We start from the raw sequence: 17,526 nt of genomic DNA on the forward strand, positions 1-17,526 counted from the left end.
CGTCAAGTGATATAGCCGTTTTTTTTTCATTAAAAAGTTTCTTTTGCTTGCATATCTCACTGTTTTATCGTAAATTCGCCAACGCAAATGGTTCAAAAGAATGATTAAAAGGGAATAAGGTGAAAATCCTTGACAGTCCCGCTGCTGTAAGCGACATTGATGAATAAGCTTATACCACTGGTTAATACCGGGAAGGTGCTTGTTTTAAGTCGTGTAGTCAGAAGACCTGCCTTTGTAATTTAATATTTTCCAATTCTCGAGGAAGAATGAGAAAGATCTTATTGTGTATTATATTATGTTTGACTTATGACAATTCTGTCATGGCTCAAAGTGACTCTATATTACTTGATGATGTAGAGGTTATAGCTAGTGCTCATAAAAGTAGTGTACTTTCAACGGCTCCTGTGCAGTATCTTGGAAGCACCGACTTGTTGAAGTTCGGTGTTACTGATATTTCAGATGCTCTTCATCGTCTTGCTGGTATCAATATTCGTGATTATGGAGGTACGGGTGGAATGAAGACAGTATCTGTGAGGGGATTGGGAAGTCAACATACTGGTGTTTCTTATGATGGTATTATATTGAGCGAATGTCAGAATGGTGAAATAGATTTATCACGTTACGCATTAAATAATGTAGGGAGCGTGAGTCTTGCTATAGGAGACAATGACGATATATTTATTCCAGCTCGTCAAGCAGCCTATCCAGCTGTTCTTTCCATAGAAACTCTTAAAATGTTACCGTCGGATTATCGTGCTCACTTGCTTACGGAAGTAAAGACAGGCTCGTTTGGATTATTCAATCCTTTTGTGAAATATACTCAAAGATATAGTGACTCTTTTGTCGCGAGTGTTTCTTCTGAATATACGCACGCAGATAATAACTTCCCCTTTACGCTTAAAAATATAAGTTTGATTACTCACGAGAAACGTACCCATAACAAAATGGATAGCTATCACGGAGAGATGGATCTGAGATGGAGCATTAACAAGTTGTCTAATCTGTGGACGAAGATATATTATTATGATAACAGCCGCCTATTGCCTGGTCAGGTGATATATTATACGAATATAAGCGGTCAGCGTCTGCGTGATAGAAATGCTTTCTTGCAGACCTTTTTCACGACACGAAACAATAGTGGAAATCTAAGTCTGAAGGTGAATGCTAAAGTAAACTGGGCAGCTTCTATATATAAGGATGATGTTTATCCGGATGGGATTAAGGATGCCAGCTATTGGCAACGTGAATATTATGGAAGTGCAAGTTTGTTGTATACACCTGTTGATCATTTGGCTTTTGACTATTCGTTGGATTATGCTTATAATAATCTCAATAGCAGTCTTGCTACTGATACACGACCTTATCGCAACACCATCATGCAGAGTTTCACGGCAAAATATTCCATCAGTAGGTTTACTGCCATGGCACGTCTTCTTCATTCTGTTTATCTTAATGATGAAAAGGATGGCGAGGGTAGTAAGGATATGAGAAGATTGTCACCTAGTTTCTCATTATCATATAAATTACTTCAAAATCACGACTTGTTTGTGAGAGCTTCTTATAAGAGTATTTTTAGAGCTCCAACGTTTACTGAAAGCTATTATTATCTTTATGGTAGTCGTGATTTGAAGCCAGAAATTACAAAGCAATTTAACTTAGGCGTTACGTGGAGACAGAGTATCTCTCATCGCATGGATTTTGAAGCTACATTAGATGCTTATATTAATAATGTAAAAGATAAAATTGTTGCAGTTCCTTATAATATGTTTGTATGGACACATATTAATGTTGGTAAGGTTCTTGTTCAAGGTGTTGATGCGTCTATTCTTGCCTCATATCATTTAGATTCACGGCAGACCATTTCGTTATCTAGTAATTACACATATAATAAATGTGAGAACCGAACAAGTAAGACTTCTGAATACTATCATAATCAGTTGGCTTATATGCCGGTTCATTCTGGTAGTGCCTCGTTGAGCTATGAGAACCCTTTGGTTAATTTTAGTATTCATGGGACGGGAATGACTATGAGCTGGGCAAACAATGAACATTATAATGGAAATAGTATTCCTGGATATATAGAAGCAGGATTGTCTATGTATAAGACGATTGATATAGGTGGCAAACTTACTTTGCGTGGCGATATACTGAATATATTTAATAAGCAATACAATATTATATATATGTATCCTATGCCAGGAAGAAGTTTTACGATGTCGGCAACGTATAGTTTTTAAGTGTAATAATTAATAGAAAATAATATGAATAGAAAATTTTTGAGTGTTTTGTTTATTGTAACAGCCATCTTAGGATTGGCTTCTTGTAGTGATGACGATAAATATGAGGGTGTGGGACTAAAAGCTGTTAGTGATGGCGCTTATGTTGTAGCCTATGGCACATCTACAAATCCTGCTAATCTTTCGTATATTGATTATACAAGCGGTGAGTCAACTACTAGTGTATTTGCTAAGGCTAATGGTAGTTCTCTAGGAACGGGAGCTAATGATGGACTTGTATATGGTAGTAAAATGTATATCGTAGTTGATGGTTCGGCAACTATTGAGGTCGTAGACAAAACCACATTGAAGAGTATCAAACAGATTAAGACTACTGATTTGCTGGGTACTGATCTTGGTACTAATCCTCGTCATATCATTGCTGGAAACGGTAAGATCTATTTTACCACCTACCATGGTGTTGTCGCTGCAGTAGATACAACAACTTATGCTCTTTCAAATAAATACACTGTAGGATCTTATCCAGAGGGACTTGTAGGAGTAGGTAACTATATTTATGTAGCCAATTCTAATTATGGTATGGGCAATGGTACTATATCAGCAATCAATCTTACCAATGGATCTGTTGAAACACAGGCTGTCTCTGGCGTAACTAATCCTGTAAAGTTATTCTATGCTAATAATAGTTTGTATGTTTTGGATTATGGTTCTTATGATGCAAGCTATAAGCAAGTTGGTGCTGGGGTGAAGCTGATATCAGGCACATCATCAACTACTTTGTTTGATGCAACGATGGCAGACTTGTATCAAGGTAATTTCTATTTTGTTAATGCTGCTTACAAAGCTAATGCTGTTACTTACGGAATTTATACTCTTGCAACCAAAACAACAACTGCTTTTGCTGGAACAGTAGATAGTCCAGCACAAATTGCTGTTGATCCAATCACTGGTCGTGTGTTTATTGCATCAAATGGTATAAGCTCTGAAACTCATAAGCCTGATTATAATATGAACGGATATGTAAGAGAGTTTACTTCTACTGGTACAAAAGTAAAGGATTATGTTTGCGGTGCATCACCAGCGGCAATATTCTTCAACTATGGATATGAAAAGGTAAATTAATGAAGAAATATTTATTATTATTTATTTCATTTTTAGTATGTATCTTCTCCTCATGCAATAGCGGCAAAACAGACCGTTATGCAATGGGAGGTGATACGTTGCATTTCAAGTATGCAAAGAATATAGAGGCAGTGAAATATGATGGATATAGTGTAGTAAAACTTAAAGATCCATGGAAGCCGTCTCGAATATTGCATACTTATGTGTTGGCTGAAAATAAAGCTTTGGATTCCAAAGCAGTTAATAATCTGAAGTCAGAAGGCGCTTCAGTAATAAACGTTCCGGTTAAGCGTAGCGTCATCTTTTCAACCGTACATTGCGCTCTTCTCTACGACTTGAATAGCGCGAAGTCAATAACTGGAGTCTGTGATCTTAAATACATTAATATTCCTGATGTTCACAAACGAATAGGTAAAGATATTGTTGATTGCGGAAACGGCATGAGTGCTGATGTTGAGAAAGTTATAGACAGTAAACCGCAGGTTCTTATCATCTCTCCATTTGAAAATAGTGGTGGGTATGGCAAACTTGAGGATATAAATATTCCTATTGTTGAGGCAGCTGACTATATGGAACCCACAGCATTGGGTAGGGCAGAGTGGATGATATTCTATGGTATGCTCTATGGTAAGGAAAAAGAAGCAACAAACTTATTTAAGTCTATTGACAATAATTATAAGGCTTTGAAGGCTGAGGCAATAAAATCAAGGATCAGACGTTCAGTTATTACCGAACTTAAAACAGGAAGTGTATGGTATGTTCCTGGAGGAAAGAGTACGATAGCCCAGATGATTAGCGATGCAAACGGCAAGTATGTATATGCTGCCGATAAGAGTGCTGGTTCTCTGAGTTTGCCTTTTGAAAGGGTGCTCGATGATGCTGGTAAAGCTGATGTGTGGATGTATAAGTATGATATTCATCCGTCTACTCTTGGCGAACTGAAAGCTGATTATAACGGATATGGCGAGATGAAAGCTTTTAAGAGTAATAATGTGTATGGTGCAAATTGCACTTTGACTAGATATTATGAGGAAGCCAGTTTTCATCCAGACAGATTATTAAAAGACATGATTATCATACTTCATCCAGATTTAAGACTTGGTAAGTTGAGATATTATCATAAGTTAGGAAATTGATATGACAAAAGGTGCAATATACCTTATATGGTTATCTTTAGGCATCGTATTGATGTTTATAGCTAACATAGTAATAGGATCTGTAAAAATTCCTATTGAGGCTATTGTTACTATATTGTCAGGAGGTGATTGCTTACGGGAGTCTTGGAAATTTATTGTTTTGCAGTCAAGACTTCCGCAAGCTATAACGGCACTTCTTTCAGGAGCTTCTTTGGCGACATGCGGATTGATGTTGCAGACAACGTTTCGTAATCCATTGGCTGGTCCAGATGTCTTTGGTATCAATAGTGGTGCTGGTTTAGGAGTTGCTTTCGTTATGTTGGCTTTGGGTGGGAATATGGCAGTGGGGATGTTCTCTGTTTCTGGATTTATAGCTATATTCTTGGCTGCTTTTGCAGGAGCGATGATAGTTACGTTTATCGTCTTTGGTTTTTCATCAATGGTTCGCAATAATGTGATGTTGCTTATCATCGGACTGATGATTGGTTATCTGGCTAATTCTGCAATATCGCTTCTTAATTTCTTTGCAACAGAGGAAGGTGTGAAGAGTTATATGGTATGGGGAATGGGAAACTTTGGTGGAGTCACGATGGATAATATTCCCTTATTTTCTGTTATAACTTTGGTAGGACTTGTTGCCTCGCTGATGATGATAAAACCCTTGAATGCCATGTTGCTAGGAGATCAATATGCTGAAAACTTAGGAATCAATGTAAAGCAGACACGAAACATATTATTGATAATCACTGGTTTGCTTACTGCTATAGTAACCGCTTTTTGTGGGCCTATTGCTTTTATCGGTTTAGCAGTTCCTCATATAGCGAGACTTCTTTTAAAGACCGATAATCATCGCATGCTTCTGCCGGCAACGATGTTGTGTGGAGCGTTGATAGCTCTTGCGTGCAATGTGTTGTGCTATTTGCCGTCTAATGGAGGAATGATACCGCTTAATGCTGTTACACCGGTAATGGGGGCTCCTGTGATAATATATGTTATATTAAAGAAACGATAAATTTAATTGCTATGAAAATATATACAAAGACTGGTGACAAAGGATTTACATCATTGAAAGGTGAGGCTCATGTTGAAAAAGATGATGTAAGAATTGAGGCTAACGGTGCTCTTGATGAGTTAAATGCGTCATTGGGTCTTGTCAAAGTTTACATTCATGATACTGATTCAAAGCAGAAAATAGAGTTGTTTCAGAATATCATCATGCGTATAATGGGAGTTGTTGCAGGTGGAAGTATGGATCCAAAATTTGATTTGGATAGTATTACATTGCAGTTGGAACATGATATAGATGAAAATAAGAATGATGGTAAATTCTGTTTCGTCATGCCAGGCGAAAACATCTCTAATGCTTATCTTCATATAGCAAGGACAAAATGCCGTACCGCAGAACGTAGATTGATAACCATGCGCCGCGATTATGAACTAGCAGATAATATCATGTCTTTCATGAATCGCCTTAGCGATTGGTTGTTTGTAGAGGCAACAAAAGAATAAAGATACATGACGCAATATTTTTTAGCGCTAATCTATTCCAAATAAAAAGGTTGAAAGAATAACTTTCAACCTTTATCTATATATTTATATCTGATTAATTTGCAGACTCAAATTCTTTAAGGAAACGGGTGTCGTTTTCAGAGAACATACGCAAATCGCTAACTCTGTATTTCAAATTTGTTATTCGTTCAACGCCCATACCAAATGCATAACCAGAGTATACCTTGCTGTCTATGCCACATGCTTCAAGAACGTTTGGATCAACCATTCCGCAACCTAGGATTTCAACCCAACCGGTATGCTTGCAGAAACCACAACCCTTGCCACCGCAAATATGACAAGAAATATCCATTTCAGCACTAGGCTCTGTAAATGGGAAATAGCTTGGACGAAGACGGATTTTGGTATCAGGACCAAACATCTCACGTGCGAAAGTAAGTAATACTTGCTTTAAATCGGTAAAGTTAACATTCTTGTCAACATAAAGACCTTCAACCTGATGGAAGAAACAATGTGCTCTGGCACTTATAGCTTCATTACGATATACACGTCCTGGGCATAAAATTCGGAAAGGAGGCTCGTGTTTCTCCATAAAGTGACTCTGGTCACCAGAGGTGTGTGAACGTAAAAGAATATTCTTTGTTACGTCGTTAGGGTCGCTTTGCTCGATGAAGAATGTATCTTGCATATCTCTTGCTGGATGATCAGCTGCGAAGTTAAGCATAGTAAAGACATGCTTGTCGTCGTCAATCTCTGGACCGTCAGCAAGAACAAATCCCATACGTTGAAAAATATCTATTATCTCATTTTTTACGATAGACAAAGGATGACGTGTTCCTAATTTAATAGGGTAGGCAGTACGTGTCAAATCAATATCGTCGCTTTGGCTTTCAGCTTCAGTAAGCTGTTCACGTAGGCTGTTGATTTTTTCCGTTGCAGTCTGCTTAAGTTCGTTAATCTTGACACCAATAGTTTTCTTTTGTTCAGCAGCGATATCGCGGAAATCAGACATAAGTGCATTGATTTCTCCTTTTTTGCTTAGATATTTTAGACGAAGCTGCTCTACTTCATCTGCATTCTTTGCAGAAAGGCTACTGACTTCATTAAGAAGTGATTCGATTTTCTCTAATAGCATATTTAAAAACGTTTTTATTCTTTTTGAATGCTTAATCAAATATGCCATCCAGATAAATTGGCGTAGCATACATGTTAACTAGTTTGCAAAGTTACGTAATTTTATTGGAAATAGAAAATAGAGAAATAATAAATTTATAAGGTATCTATATTTTTCTCACACTTTATTGCGCCAATCGAAATAAAGTTGTATTTTTGCATGAAAATTTGAGAGTATTTAGTTAGGCAAAAGGAATTAATGATGAGAAAATTAATATTATCTTTCATTGTAGTAATGATAATTGGTGTTGCTGTCTTTTCTACGACAGGTTGCACAGATAAAAAGTCTACATCTGCTGATAGTGCAGTTGTAAACACAGAGGAGGCTGACAGTACGTCTGCTGATACTTTGAATAATATCATTTCTGATACTCCTATGCCAAAGGCTGCAGATGAACTCTTTGATGATTTCTTCTTTAATTTTGCAGCTAACCGCAAGTTGCAGCGTAAGCGTATTCACTACCCACTACCTGTATATAGAGATGGCAAGGTGAAGAAATATATTCAGAAAGGACAATGGAAGATAGATAACTTCTTTATGCGTCAGGATTTTTACACATTAATCTTTGATGACATAAAGCAGATGCAAGTTGTTAAAGATACATCTATAGATCATGTTGTTGTAGAAAAGGTGTATTTTAAGAAACAGGTAGTTAAGCAATATCTGTTTAACAGAATTAATGGTCAATGGATTATGACTTCAATAAACTATAAGCCATTGTATCAGAATATGAATGCGTCTTTCTTGAAGTTCTATCAGAATTTTGTCGCTGATTCAGCATATCAGGTGCATAGTGTAAATGATCCTCTTATGTTTACAGGACCAGACCCTGATGATGATTTTGGTACGATGACTGGTACTTTGGCACCAGAGCAATGGCCGTCTTTCGCGCCCCAGCTGCCAAGAGGACTGATATATAATATAATTTACGGACAGAAATATACAGAAAGCAGTCAGAAGATCTTTGTTGTAAGAGGTATTGCAAACGGTCTTGAGACAGAACTGACATTCAAGAAACGTGGTGGAAAGTGGAAACTTACAAAACTTTCTATGTAAATTGCTTATGAAAGATTATAAAGACTACAGCTTGCTGACCCACAATACTTTTGGTATTGATGCTAAATGCAATCGGTTTATAGAATATTCATCTATTGATGAAGCCCAAAAAGTATCTGAAATAATATCAAATGATAATTTGCCATTTCTTATCATAGGAAGTGGAAGCAATCTTCTGCTTAAAGCTGATTATAAGGGGAACGTGGTTCATTCTGATATTCATGGTATAGAAGCTAACTGTGTAAATGGTGACTATCTTTTGCGTTGTGGTTCAGGTGAAGTTTTTGATGATGTTGTGGCTTATTGCGTGGAAAATGGATATTATGGAGCTGAAAACCTATCACTAATACCCGGTGAGGTAGGAGCTAGCGCAATCCAGAATATTGGTGCATACGGAGCAGAGGCAAAGGATATTATAGTAAAAATCGAAGCTGTAGAAATTGCGACTGGAAATGTTGTTGAATTTGAAAATTCTGACTGTGATTATAAATACAGGCAGAGTAAATTCAAGAATGAGTGGAAGGATAAGTATCTTATGACGTATATCACTTATAAATTGGACAGCACATTTAAGCCCAAACTTGATTATGGCAATATAAGAGCTAAATTAGCAGAAAGAAACATATCTGAACCTTCAGCTAAAGAGCTTCGAGATATAATTATAGAAATACGTAATGCAAAGTTGCCTGACCCCAAGGTTACAGGAAATGCTGGAAGTTTCTTTATGAATCCTATAGTTGGGGTTGATAAGTTTAAGGAACTGAATGATGAATATCCAAATATGCCTTATTATGAAGTTTCTAAGACTTCGTATAAGATTCCTGCTGGTTGGATGATTGATCAGTGTGGATGGAAAGGTAGGCGACTTGGTAATGCTGGAGTACATGACAAACAAGCTTTGGTACTTATAAATTGTGGAGGAGCTACAGGAGAGGATATTATAAAACTTTGCGAAACTATCAGGCATGATGTGTTTGACAAGTTTGGTATAGAAATTAATCCGGAGGTGAATATACGATGAAAATAACGTTACTTGGGACCGGAACATCACAAGGTGTACCTGTGCTAGGGTGTTCTTGTGAAGTATGCAAAAGCAATGATAGTCATGATAAACGTTTGCGAACATCTGCATTAGTAGAAACTGAATCTACAAGAGTATTGATAGATTGCGGTCCTGATTTTCGTGAACAGATGCTAAAGCAACCTTTTCGCAAGATAGACGGAGTGTTGATTACTCATATTCACTATGATCACGTAGCTGGACTTGACGATTTACGCCCTTATTGCCAATTTGGTGATATAGAAATATACAGTGAGGAAGACGTAGCTAATGGATTGAAAAATAACATGCCGTATTGTTTTCCTGATGATAATGAGAATAAACTTTATCCAGGTGTTCCTAAATTAAATCTTAATACTATTCATGTTCATGAAACATTTAAGATAGGGGATTTGGATATAATGCCAATAAGAATTAAACATGATACGATGTCTATTCTTGGATTTAGAATAGGGAAATTAGTCTATATCACAGATATGAAAAGTATTGATGATGACGAATTAGAATATTTAAAAGGGATAGAAATTCTTGTTGTTAATGCATTAAGATGGGATAAACCGCATCATAGTCACCAGTTGGTGGGTGATGCTATCGCTTTTTCTAAAAAGATAGGTGCGAAAAAAACATATCTCACGCATCTTACTCATTCAATAGGACTTGACAAAGTTGCTAATAAGCGATTGCCAGAAGGTGTCAAGTTTGGGTTTGACGGAGAGATAATCATAATATAAAATCAAGTCGTCAAACCTGTAATTATTTTCTGAATTTACGGTACAGTTTCCAACCGAGGATAGCTCCGTCAAAAAGTGCAGCACTGGTATTTATTAATCCCGTAATACGTTTTGAAGGAGACGCACTTTTGGAAAACAAATCAGATGGACGTGACATTTCATCCCATAGATTCTTAATCTTCTTGTCGTCCTCCAGCAGTTCTTGGCGCAATGTCTCTTTGCGCCTTCTGATGTCATCAAGTGATTTATATTCAAAAAAATTCTCCATTATTTACTTAAAAATAAGTTCGCCAAAAATTTAACAAGCGGTTTTTCAATCCATTTATGGCGGAAGCTAACACATAAAATAAGTGCTAGAACATATCCACCGCCTACAATAGTGAAAGCCATTACATTTCCTACTATAGTGGCTAGAGCAAACGCACATGCAAAACTAAGATATATTAATGCTAACATCAACAATACTACAAATATTGCAGATATCGTTAAGGCAGTTAGCAATCGGACAATTTTATCAACTACATCGAGTTTCATATATTCTTTTTGAAGCCCGATGTAGTGTTTGATAATTTCTACTAATTGTCCAATCGTTTCTATATTTCTGTCGTTTGAAAACATAAATATTTATTCTGCGTTTTCAGGAGTTGCGTCCTTGATGTCGTCAACAAGGTCGTCAACTTCTTTACGGGTGAGTTTGATATTATGTTTCTTGCAAAAATCATCAACTGCGTCTGTAATTTTACAACGAGTTTCTGTTCCTTTTTCAGGAGCAACTAAGAGACCAATAGCAGCACCGGCGATAGCACCACCTAGGAATGCTCCGATATAACCTAATGTTTTCATAATCTTGTAATTTTTATTGTTAAACAATCTATATGATAAATATCCTTATGTCTTAATTTATCTTATTGGCAAATATAATAAATCTTTTGTTTGCAAGCAATAGAATTTATATCATTTTTTGTTAAATCACGCGTATTTGTTTGATTTAACAAACTTTATGCGGTTTGTTGAATCGTTTTTGTGATATATTTTGTAATTTCGCACGATATATTAATGAATTAAGGTCTAATTTCAATAAACAAAAAGATTATGAAAAAAAGTTTGGTTTTATGCGCAGGATTGTGTGTAGCATTTGCGTTTACAAGTTGTAAATCAAGTGAAAGCGCTTATAAAAAAGCTTATGAGAAAGCTAAGGCTCAGGAACAGGCTCAGTCAGCTGATGTGGCTCAGACCTCTGCACCTATCGTTACTCCTTTGGAGCAAAAGCCTGCCACTCAGACAACTGTTGTTGATAATGCTGATAATGCTGTTGTTCGTCAAGAGAGTGTTACTGTTGTCAGTGGTCCTGCATTGAAAAACTTTGGAGTTGTAGTTGGTTCTTTCTCTTTGAAAGCAAATGCAGAAGGTTTACAAGGTACTCTTAAGAGTGCTGGTTATGATCCTTCTATCGTTTACAATAGCGAAAGAAATATGTATCGTGTAGTTGCAGCTTCTTTCGATGGAAAGGTTGATGCTGTGAAGGGTCGTAATACTCTTCGTGCAATGTATGCTGATGCTTGGTTGCTTTTCAATAAATAATTATTTGCTCTTTCATGGGCACTAATAAATATTTATGGCACGTATTCTTTCTATAGATTACGGTAAGAAGCGTACTGGACTGGCAGTGACTGATCCATTGCAGATTATAGCTAATGGACTAGTCACTGTTTCGACTTCTCAACTGTTTGATTTTCTAAAAGACTATACTTCAAAGGAATCTGTTGAGTGTATGGTGATTGGTAAACCTACACAACCAAATGGTAAACCAAGTGAGAATCTTGCCCGAGTTGAGCAGTTTGTGAATAGATGGCGTAAGGCGATGCCTGAAATTCCAATAGAGTATTATGATGAGCGTTTTACATCAGTCTTAGCACATAAAGTGATATTGGACTGTGGTGTGAAGAAAAAGGCTCGAAGAGAAAATAAAGGGCTTGTGGATGAAATATCTGCAACGATCATTTTGCAGGATTATATGCAATATAGACGCTCTTCATTAAATGTATAACTTAAATTTTCGCGAAGCGAATGATTTTACCTATTTATATATACGGTCAACCTGTATTGAGAAAGGTTGCTCAGGATATAACACCGGATTACCCGGAATTGAAAGAACTTATAAGTGATATGTTTGAGTCGCTTACAGCAAGCGACGGTGTTGGATTAGCAGCACCACAGATAGGCAAGGACATAAGAGTCGTTGTTATTGATTTGGATGTGTTGAGTGATGATGCTCCTGAATACAAGGATTTCAGGAAGGCTTATATTAATCCTCATATTTTGGAATATGATGAGAATGCTCCAAAGGAAACTATGGAGGAGGGATGTTTATCATTACCAGGTATTCATGAAAATGTAACTCGTCCAACTCGTATACACGTAGTATATAAGGATGATGAATTTAATGATCATGACGAGTGGGTGGATGGATATTTAGCTAGAGTCATGCAGCATGAGTTTGATCATCTTGAAGGAAAAATGTTTATTGACAGAATGCCTCCTTTTCGTAAGCAATTGATATTTGGAAAGTTGAAAGCTCTGCTTAAAGGAAAGGTTCGCTGTGGGTATAGAACTAAAATAGCTCATAAATAATAACATTATGTTTAAGAGGCTGCTTATATTTGTTGTTATATTTGTATTTGCAGGAAGCAAGTCATTTGCTCAGTATAATACAGACAGACTGCTTCAGTCTGGAGAGTTAGCTCTTGAAAACAATGATTATGTAGTAGCTATACAACATTGCAATAATGTTATCTCAAATAAGCCGTATCTCTATAAACCTTGGTTTTATAGGGGTATAGCTAAAAAAAGTCTTGGTGATTATGTCGGTGCTGAGGATGATTTTAATGAAGCAGTGAGACTTAATCCGTATGTGCATGAATTGTTTGCAGAAAGGGCAGGCAATAGATTAAATCTTAGAAGATATTCTGATGCCATTGATGATTATACAAAGGCATTAAGCTTGAATCCTGATGAAAAAGGATACTGGTTTAATAGAGCTTGGGCTAGATTTCAGAGCAAAGATGTAAAGCAGACAAGACAAGATCTTGAATATATTATAAAAAGATGGCCTGATTTATCAAACTCTTATGGTTTGATGACAGAGACTTATATAAATGCTAACGATACGGCTTCTGCTTCAAGATGGCTTGAAAGAACGTTGAGAGTCAACCCATATGATGGTAATTCTTGGTCAATATTGGGTAGACTTAATCTTCAGCGAAAGAATTGGAGGATGGCAGACGAAGCATTTTCTAAAGCCATTCATTATTCACCAAAAGTAGTGAATAATTATACCTATAGAGCTATGGTTCGTGTAAATCTCAATAAACTTCGTTACGCAATGGAGGATTATGACAAGGCTATAGACATGGATCCAAATAATTTTATTTCTCATTACAATCGGGGGCTGTTACGGCAGACTTTAGGTGATGATAATCGTGCAATACAAGATTTCAGCTTTGTACTGAGACTGGAACCTAATAATTTGCTGGCTTTATACAATAGGGCTATATTGCTTGACAAAATCGGTAATTACCGATCTGCTATATCAGATTATACAAGAGTTATAAATAAGTTTCCTAATTTCTGGTCGGGCTTGTTAAGTCGTGCCAAATGTTATCGCAGGCTTGGGATGACTGCAAAGGCGGAACTTGATGAGTTTAGGGTTTTTAAAGCTCAGATGAATAAACATCTAGGAATGCAGCAGAGATGGACTAAGGGAAAGTTACGTCAAGTAAGGAAGCTAAGTGATATTGATGTTGAAAAATATGACCAATGGGTTGTGCAGGATTCAGAAGTTACCACTCCTGAATATAAGAATGAATATCGAGGTTATGTGCAAAACCGAGAAGTAGCCACTAAGTTTATGCCAATGTTTATATTGTCATATCAGAAATATACTAATGGAATAAATGATTTCCAGTTGATCGACAAGGATGTAGACGCTTTTAATTCAAAAGTCAATCCTGTTCACGTGTTATATATCACATGCAGACCGGACGCTATTTCAGAAACAGATACGAAAGATTATTTCACAACAATTCAGACGTTAACCGATAAGATAAAGATGACGAATGACGTGAAGGCTGCTTCTCAACTTTTGTTGCAGAGGGCTGTGGCATATTCTACGATATATAATTACGACGAGGCTATAAATGACTTGAATGATTATTTAAGTATTGATAGTATGTCGGAATTAGCTTATTGGCAGCGTGCTGTTTGTTTGTCTCTGGTAAGAACTTATGATTCTCAAAGTAATTCTGGAGTTAACATGATGTTGGCAAAGTCTGTAAGCGACTTTAAAAAAGCTATTAGCATAGACAAGGATAATGCATATTTGTATTATGATTTGGCAAATGTGTATTCGTCAATGAAGGATTATAAAAATGCTATTGTAAACTACGATATGTCTATTGAGCTAAATTCAAGATTGGCTGAAGCATATTATAATCGTGGTATTGCAAAAATATTTGCTAGCGACATACGTGGCGGATTGAAAGACTTAAGTAAAGCGGGTGAATTGGGTATTTATGATGCCTATGCCTTGATGAAAAAGTACTCAGTTGAGAAATAGCCAAATTATGTCGTTTATAATTTTGTTATTTCATTGATTTAAATTACCTTTGCGTCAACTTTGATTTATAAAACTAATTTGTAATATGGTTAAAATCACATTTCCAGACGGATCTGTTCGTGAGTATGAGCAGGGCGTAACTGGCTTTCAAATCGCAGAGAGTATATCACCTGCTCTCGCTCGCAACGTTGTATCTTGCGGGGTTAACGGTGAAATCGTGGAATTGAATCGCTCTATTAATGAGGATTCTTCAATTGCACTTTATAAGTTTGAAGATGAAGAAGGAAAGCACACATTCTGGCACACTTCTGCACATCTTCTTGCTGAAGCTCTAAAAGAATTGTATCCTGGTATACAGTTTGGCTTCGGCCCAGCTATAGAAAACGGATTCTTCTATGATGTAATGCCTGCAGAAGGACAAGTTATCTCGGAAAACGACTTTGCTAAAATAGAGGCAAAGATGTTGGAACTTGCCAAGAAGGACGAGGCTGTAGTTCGCAAGGATGTAACTAAAACTGATGCTTTTAATGAATTTAAGGCAGACGGTCAGGAATATAAGTGCGAGCATATCGAACAGGATCTTGAGGACGGAACAATATCTACATACACACAAGGAAATTTTACAGATCTTTGTCGTGGTCCACATCTTGTTTCAACAGGATTAATAAAGGCAGTAAAGATAACAAGTGTTGCTGGTGCTTTCTGGCGCGGTGATGCTAAACGCGAGCAGATGACTCGTATATATGGTATCTCTTTCCCGAAGAAAAAGTTGCTTGATGAGTATCTTGTGATGCTTGAAGAAGCTAAGAAACGAGATCATCGTAAGATTGGTAAGGAGATGGAACTATTTATGTTCTCAGAACGTGTAGGCAAAGGCTTACCAATATGGTTACCAAAGGGAACACAGCTTCGTCTTCGTTTGCAGGAAATGCTTCGTGGACTTCTTCGCCCATATAATTACCAGGAAGTTATAACTCCGGGTATCGGTGGTAAGAGCCTGTATGTGACATCTGGTCACTATGCTCATTATGGTAAGGATGCTTTCCAACCTATTCATACTCCGGAAGAGGATGAGGAATATATGTTGAAGCCAATGAACTGTCCTCACCATTGTGAAGTTTATGCACGTAAACCTCGTTCATATAAAGATTTACCTCTTCGTATTGCAGAATTCGGAACTGTATTCCGTTATGAGAAGAGCGGTGAATTACATGGATTGACTCGTGTACGTACATTCACACAGGATGATGCACATATATTTGTTCGCACAGATCAAGTAAAGGCTGAATTTGAGAATGTTATTGATATTATTCTTAAAGTTTTCAAGACATTCCATTTTGATAATTATGAAGCACAGATATCACTTCGTGATCCTAGTGATAAAGAAAAATATATCGGTTCTGATGAAGTTTGGGAAGAAAGTGAAAATGCTATCAAGGAAGCTTGCAAAGAAAAGGGACTTAATGCTAAATGCGAGATAGGTGAAGCTGCTTTCTACGGTCCAAAACTTGACTTTATGGTAAGAGATGCTATCGGACGTAAATGGCAGCTGGGTACTATTCAGGTAGATTATAATCTTCCTGCACGTTTCAAATTGGAATATACTGCAGAGGATAATACAAAGAAAACGCCTGTAATGATTCACCGTGCCCCATTTGGTAGTCTTGAGCGTTTCACAGCTGTCCTTATCGAACATACAGCAGGACACTTCCCATTGTGGCTTACACCTGATCAGGTTGCTATTTTGCCTATTTCAGAAAAGTATAATGACTATGCAAAGAAGGTTGGGCAATATCTTGATTCTGTTGGCGTTAGAGCAACGATTGATGACCGTAACGAGAAGATAGGACGCAAGATTCGTGATAACGAGTTGAAGCGTGTACCTTATATGGTTATTGTGGGAGAGAACGAAAGTGCAGAAGGTCTTGTCAGCATGCGTAAGCAGGGTGGTGGCGAACAGGCAACCATGAAAATGGAAGAGTTTGCACAGCGTATCAATGCAGAAGTAAAGGAAATGCTTTCTGCTGTTAATGAGTAATTATATATAATATATAAGAATAATAATATAAAAAAGTCGGGATTTATTTTGGTACTTCCCGACTTTTTCGTAATTTTGCACCCGTTTAGTGTATAAACGAACATAAAATAGTTTAATGAAGAATGACAAATTGAAAAATCAGTACCGTGCGAATGAACAGATACGTGTACGTGAAGTCCGAATTGTAGGAGAGGACGAGTCAGAAGTGGTTCCTACACGAAAAGCTTTAGAAATGGCACGCCAACAGGGGTTAGATCTTGTTGAGATATCTCCTAATGCGCAGCCTCCTGTTTGTCGTCTCGTTGACTATTCTAAATTCCTGTATCAGCAGAAGAAACATCAGAAAGAGATGAAACAGAAGCAGATAAAGGTTGAGGTGAAAGAAATTCGTTTCGGTCCTCAGACAGATGAGCATGACTATCAATTTAAGTTGAAACATGCACAGGAATTCCTAAATGCAGGCAATAAGGTTCGTGCTTATGTGTTCTTCCGTGGTCGTTCTATCCTTTTCAAGGAGCAAGGTGAGGTTTTGTTACTCCGTTTTGCTAATGATTTGGAAGGATATGGTAAGGTTGAGCAGATGCCTAAACTTGAAGGTAAGAAAATGTTTCTATATATTGCACCAAAGAAAATTGGTGTTGTAAAGAAAAGCCAACAGAAGTTGGATAGGGAGAAGCGTGAGAGTGGAACTGATTCTGTAGAAAGAGTTGAAAAACTTACTGAAGATAATAACGAAAACAACGATTAATTCACAAAAGTGAAGGTTGGTGTGGATGTTCTTATAATTTGTAAGAAGATTAAACTTTAGAAAATTAAAGAAAAATAAGTGCGTAACGCCTGGTATATGC

18 protein-coding genes and 1 riboswitch are annotated in these 17,526 nt (G+C 37.0%); of the genes, 14 read left to right on the forward strand and 4 right to left on the reverse strand.

Translation table 11 applies throughout. From position 1 onward, the window contains the following. Positions 1–71: 71 nt before the first annotated feature. A riboswitch (cobalamin riboswitch) is annotated at positions 72–248 on the forward strand. Positions 249–266: 18 nt separating this feature from the next. Genes HEQ28_RS02240 through HEQ28_RS02260 form a run of 5 tightly spaced genes read left to right on the forward strand, consistent with a single transcriptional unit; the run spans position 267 to position 6,004 of the window. Further along, positions 267–2,237 carry a TonB-dependent receptor plug domain-containing protein gene (locus HEQ28_RS02240; protein ID WP_434503565.1) on the forward strand — a complete coding sequence of 657 codons (1,971 nt, stop codon included), beginning with the start codon at positions 267–269 and terminating at the stop codon, positions 2,235–2,237. Positions 2,238–2,261: 24 nt separating this feature from the next. After that, on the forward strand, positions 2,262–3,359 hold the full coding sequence (locus HEQ28_RS02245) for a YncE family protein (RefSeq protein ID WP_434503566.1): 1,098 nt from the start codon (positions 2,262–2,264) through the stop codon (positions 3,357–3,359). Then, the gene (locus HEQ28_RS02250) at positions 3,359–4,495 is read left to right on the forward strand and encodes an ABC transporter substrate-binding protein (protein ID WP_434503567.1); all 1,137 of its coding nucleotides are present in this window, start codon (positions 3,359–3,361) and stop codon (positions 4,493–4,495) included. The genes HEQ28_RS02245 and HEQ28_RS02250 overlap by 1 nt, the downstream gene beginning before the upstream one ends. Before the next feature lies 1 nt (position 4,496). After that, entirely contained in the window at positions 4,497–5,507 is a 1,011-nt protein-coding gene (locus HEQ28_RS02255; protein ID WP_434503568.1) for an iron chelate uptake ABC transporter family permease subunit, read from the forward strand. Positions 5,508–5,518: 11 nt separating this feature from the next. Further along, positions 5,519–6,004 carry a cob(I)yrinic acid a,c-diamide adenosyltransferase gene (locus tag HEQ28_RS02260; RefSeq protein WP_434503569.1) on the forward strand — a complete coding sequence of 162 codons (486 nt, stop codon included), beginning with the start codon at positions 5,519–5,521 and terminating at the stop codon, positions 6,002–6,004. A gap of 94 nt (positions 6,005–6,098) precedes the next feature. On the opposite strand, the gene pheS is transcribed toward HEQ28_RS02260, so the two are convergent. Continuing rightward, positions 6,099–7,139, reverse strand: coding sequence for a phenylalanine--tRNA ligase subunit alpha (gene pheS / locus HEQ28_RS02265; RefSeq protein ID WP_434503570.1), 1,041 nt, complete (start codon positions 7,137–7,139; stop codon positions 6,099–6,101). A 237-nt stretch (positions 7,140–7,376) separates the two neighbouring features. Here pheS and HEQ28_RS02270 point away from each other — a divergent pair, with 237 nt between their 5' ends. The 3 genes from HEQ28_RS02270 to HEQ28_RS02280 are packed head-to-tail and all read left to right on the forward strand — an operon-like array spanning position 7,377 to position 10,025. Further along, positions 7,377–8,234: a DUF4348 domain-containing protein gene (locus tag HEQ28_RS02270; RefSeq protein WP_434503571.1), complete on the forward strand. Its 858-nt coding sequence runs from the start codon at positions 7,377–7,379 to the stop codon at positions 8,232–8,234. Positions 8,235–8,241: 7 nt separating this feature from the next. Further along, positions 8,242–9,255 carry a UDP-N-acetylmuramate dehydrogenase gene (murB, locus tag HEQ28_RS02275; protein WP_434503572.1) on the forward strand — a complete coding sequence of 338 codons (1,014 nt, stop codon included), beginning with the start codon at positions 8,242–8,244 and terminating at the stop codon, positions 9,253–9,255. Continuing rightward, positions 9,252–10,025 carry an MBL fold metallo-hydrolase gene (locus tag HEQ28_RS02280; protein ID WP_434503573.1) on the forward strand — a complete coding sequence of 258 codons (774 nt, stop codon included), beginning with the start codon at positions 9,252–9,254 and terminating at the stop codon, positions 10,023–10,025. The genes murB and HEQ28_RS02280 overlap by 4 nt, the downstream gene beginning before the upstream one ends. A 22-nt stretch (positions 10,026–10,047) precedes the next feature. Here the strand turns inward: HEQ28_RS02280 and HEQ28_RS02285 are convergent, their stop codons facing one another. The 3 genes from HEQ28_RS02285 to HEQ28_RS02295 are packed head-to-tail and all read right to left on the reverse strand — an operon-like array spanning position 10,048 to position 10,868. After that, positions 10,048–10,293 carry a hypothetical protein gene (locus tag HEQ28_RS02285; protein ID WP_434503574.1) on the reverse strand — a complete coding sequence of 82 codons (246 nt, stop codon included), beginning with the start codon at positions 10,291–10,293 and terminating at the stop codon, positions 10,048–10,050. After that, the gene (locus HEQ28_RS02290) at positions 10,293–10,643 is read right to left on the reverse strand and encodes a phage holin family protein (protein ID WP_434503575.1); all 351 of its coding nucleotides are present in this window, start codon (positions 10,641–10,643) and stop codon (positions 10,293–10,295) included. Before HEQ28_RS02290 ends, HEQ28_RS02285 begins: the two co-directional genes overlap by 1 nt. Before the next feature lie 6 nt (positions 10,644–10,649). Next, entirely contained in the window at positions 10,650–10,868 is a 219-nt protein-coding gene (locus tag HEQ28_RS02295; RefSeq protein WP_434503576.1) for a YtxH domain-containing protein, read from the reverse strand. A 249-nt stretch (positions 10,869–11,117) separates the two neighbouring features. Here HEQ28_RS02295 and HEQ28_RS02300 point away from each other — a divergent pair, with 249 nt between their 5' ends. From HEQ28_RS02300 to infC, 6 genes are all read left to right on the forward strand, one after another. Next, positions 11,118–11,606: an SPOR domain-containing protein gene (locus HEQ28_RS02300; protein WP_434503577.1), complete on the forward strand. Its 489-nt coding sequence runs from the start codon at positions 11,118–11,120 to the stop codon at positions 11,604–11,606. A gap of 34 nt (positions 11,607–11,640) precedes the next feature. Then, positions 11,641–12,072, forward strand: coding sequence for a Holliday junction resolvase RuvX (gene ruvX / locus HEQ28_RS02305; protein ID WP_434503578.1), 432 nt, complete (start codon positions 11,641–11,643; stop codon positions 12,070–12,072). A gap of 20 nt (positions 12,073–12,092) precedes the next feature. Then, entirely contained in the window at positions 12,093–12,656 is a 564-nt protein-coding gene (gene def / locus HEQ28_RS02310) for a peptide deformylase (protein ID WP_434503579.1), read from the forward strand. A 7-nt stretch (positions 12,657–12,663) separates the two neighbouring features. Next, a complete protein-coding gene (locus HEQ28_RS02315) occupies positions 12,664–14,640 on the forward strand; it encodes a tetratricopeptide repeat protein (protein WP_434503580.1) in 1,977 nt (658 codons plus the stop codon). Between the two features lie 85 nt (positions 14,641–14,725). Next, positions 14,726–16,678, forward strand: a complete 1,953-nt coding sequence (thrS, locus tag HEQ28_RS02320; RefSeq protein WP_434503581.1) for a threonine--tRNA ligase — start codon at positions 14,726–14,728, stop codon at positions 16,676–16,678. Between the two features lie 115 nt (positions 16,679–16,793). Beyond that, positions 16,794–17,426: a translation initiation factor IF-3 gene (gene infC / locus HEQ28_RS02325; protein WP_434503582.1), complete on the forward strand. Its 633-nt coding sequence runs from the start codon at positions 16,794–16,796 to the stop codon at positions 17,424–17,426. Positions 17,427–17,526 lie beyond the last annotated feature (100 nt).

Origin of the sequence: Prevotella sp. (assembly GCF_051059605.1) — a bacterium.
Lineage (GTDB): Bacteria > Bacteroidota > Bacteroidia > Bacteroidales > Bacteroidaceae > Prevotella.

Excerpts from the sequence above, each read along its gene's own strand:
- HEQ28_RS02240 (WP_434503565.1), top strand. The coding sequence starts at position 267 with ATGAGAAAGATCTTATTGTGTATTATATTATGTTTGACTTATGACAAT.
- HEQ28_RS02245 (WP_434503566.1), top strand. The coding sequence starts at position 2,262 with ATGAATAGAAAATTTTTGAGTGTTTTGTTTATTGTAACAGCCATCTTA.
- HEQ28_RS02250 (WP_434503567.1), top strand. The coding sequence starts at position 3,359 with ATGAAGAAATATTTATTATTATTTATTTCATTTTTAGTATGTATCTTC.
- HEQ28_RS02255 (WP_434503568.1), top strand. The coding sequence starts at position 4,497 with ATGACAAAAGGTGCAATATACCTTATATGGTTATCTTTAGGCATCGTA.
- HEQ28_RS02260 (WP_434503569.1), top strand. The coding sequence starts at position 5,519 with ATGAAAATATATACAAAGACTGGTGACAAAGGATTTACATCATTGAAA.
- pheS (WP_434503570.1), bottom strand. The coding sequence starts at position 7,139 with ATGCTATTAGAGAAAATCGAATCACTTCTTAATGAAGTCAGTAGCCTT.
- HEQ28_RS02270 (WP_434503571.1), top strand. The coding sequence starts at position 7,377 with ATGATGAGAAAATTAATATTATCTTTCATTGTAGTAATGATAATTGGT.
- murB (WP_434503572.1), top strand. The coding sequence starts at position 8,242 with ATGAAAGATTATAAAGACTACAGCTTGCTGACCCACAATACTTTTGGT.
- HEQ28_RS02280 (WP_434503573.1), top strand. The coding sequence starts at position 9,252 with ATGAAAATAACGTTACTTGGGACCGGAACATCACAAGGTGTACCTGTG.
- HEQ28_RS02285 (WP_434503574.1), bottom strand. The coding sequence starts at position 10,293 with ATGGAGAATTTTTTTGAATATAAATCACTTGATGACATCAGAAGGCGC.
- HEQ28_RS02290 (WP_434503575.1), bottom strand. The coding sequence starts at position 10,643 with ATGTTTTCAAACGACAGAAATATAGAAACGATTGGACAATTAGTAGAA.
- HEQ28_RS02295 (WP_434503576.1), bottom strand. The coding sequence starts at position 10,868 with ATGAAAACATTAGGTTATATCGGAGCATTCCTAGGTGGTGCTATCGCC.
- HEQ28_RS02300 (WP_434503577.1), top strand. The coding sequence starts at position 11,118 with ATGAAAAAAAGTTTGGTTTTATGCGCAGGATTGTGTGTAGCATTTGCG.
- ruvX (WP_434503578.1), top strand. The coding sequence starts at position 11,641 with ATGGCACGTATTCTTTCTATAGATTACGGTAAGAAGCGTACTGGACTG.
- def (WP_434503579.1), top strand. The coding sequence starts at position 12,093 with ATGATTTTACCTATTTATATATACGGTCAACCTGTATTGAGAAAGGTT.
- HEQ28_RS02315 (WP_434503580.1), top strand. The coding sequence starts at position 12,664 with ATGTTTAAGAGGCTGCTTATATTTGTTGTTATATTTGTATTTGCAGGA.
- thrS (WP_434503581.1), top strand. The coding sequence starts at position 14,726 with ATGGTTAAAATCACATTTCCAGACGGATCTGTTCGTGAGTATGAGCAG.
- infC (WP_434503582.1), top strand. The coding sequence starts at position 16,794 with ATGAAGAATGACAAATTGAAAAATCAGTACCGTGCGAATGAACAGATA.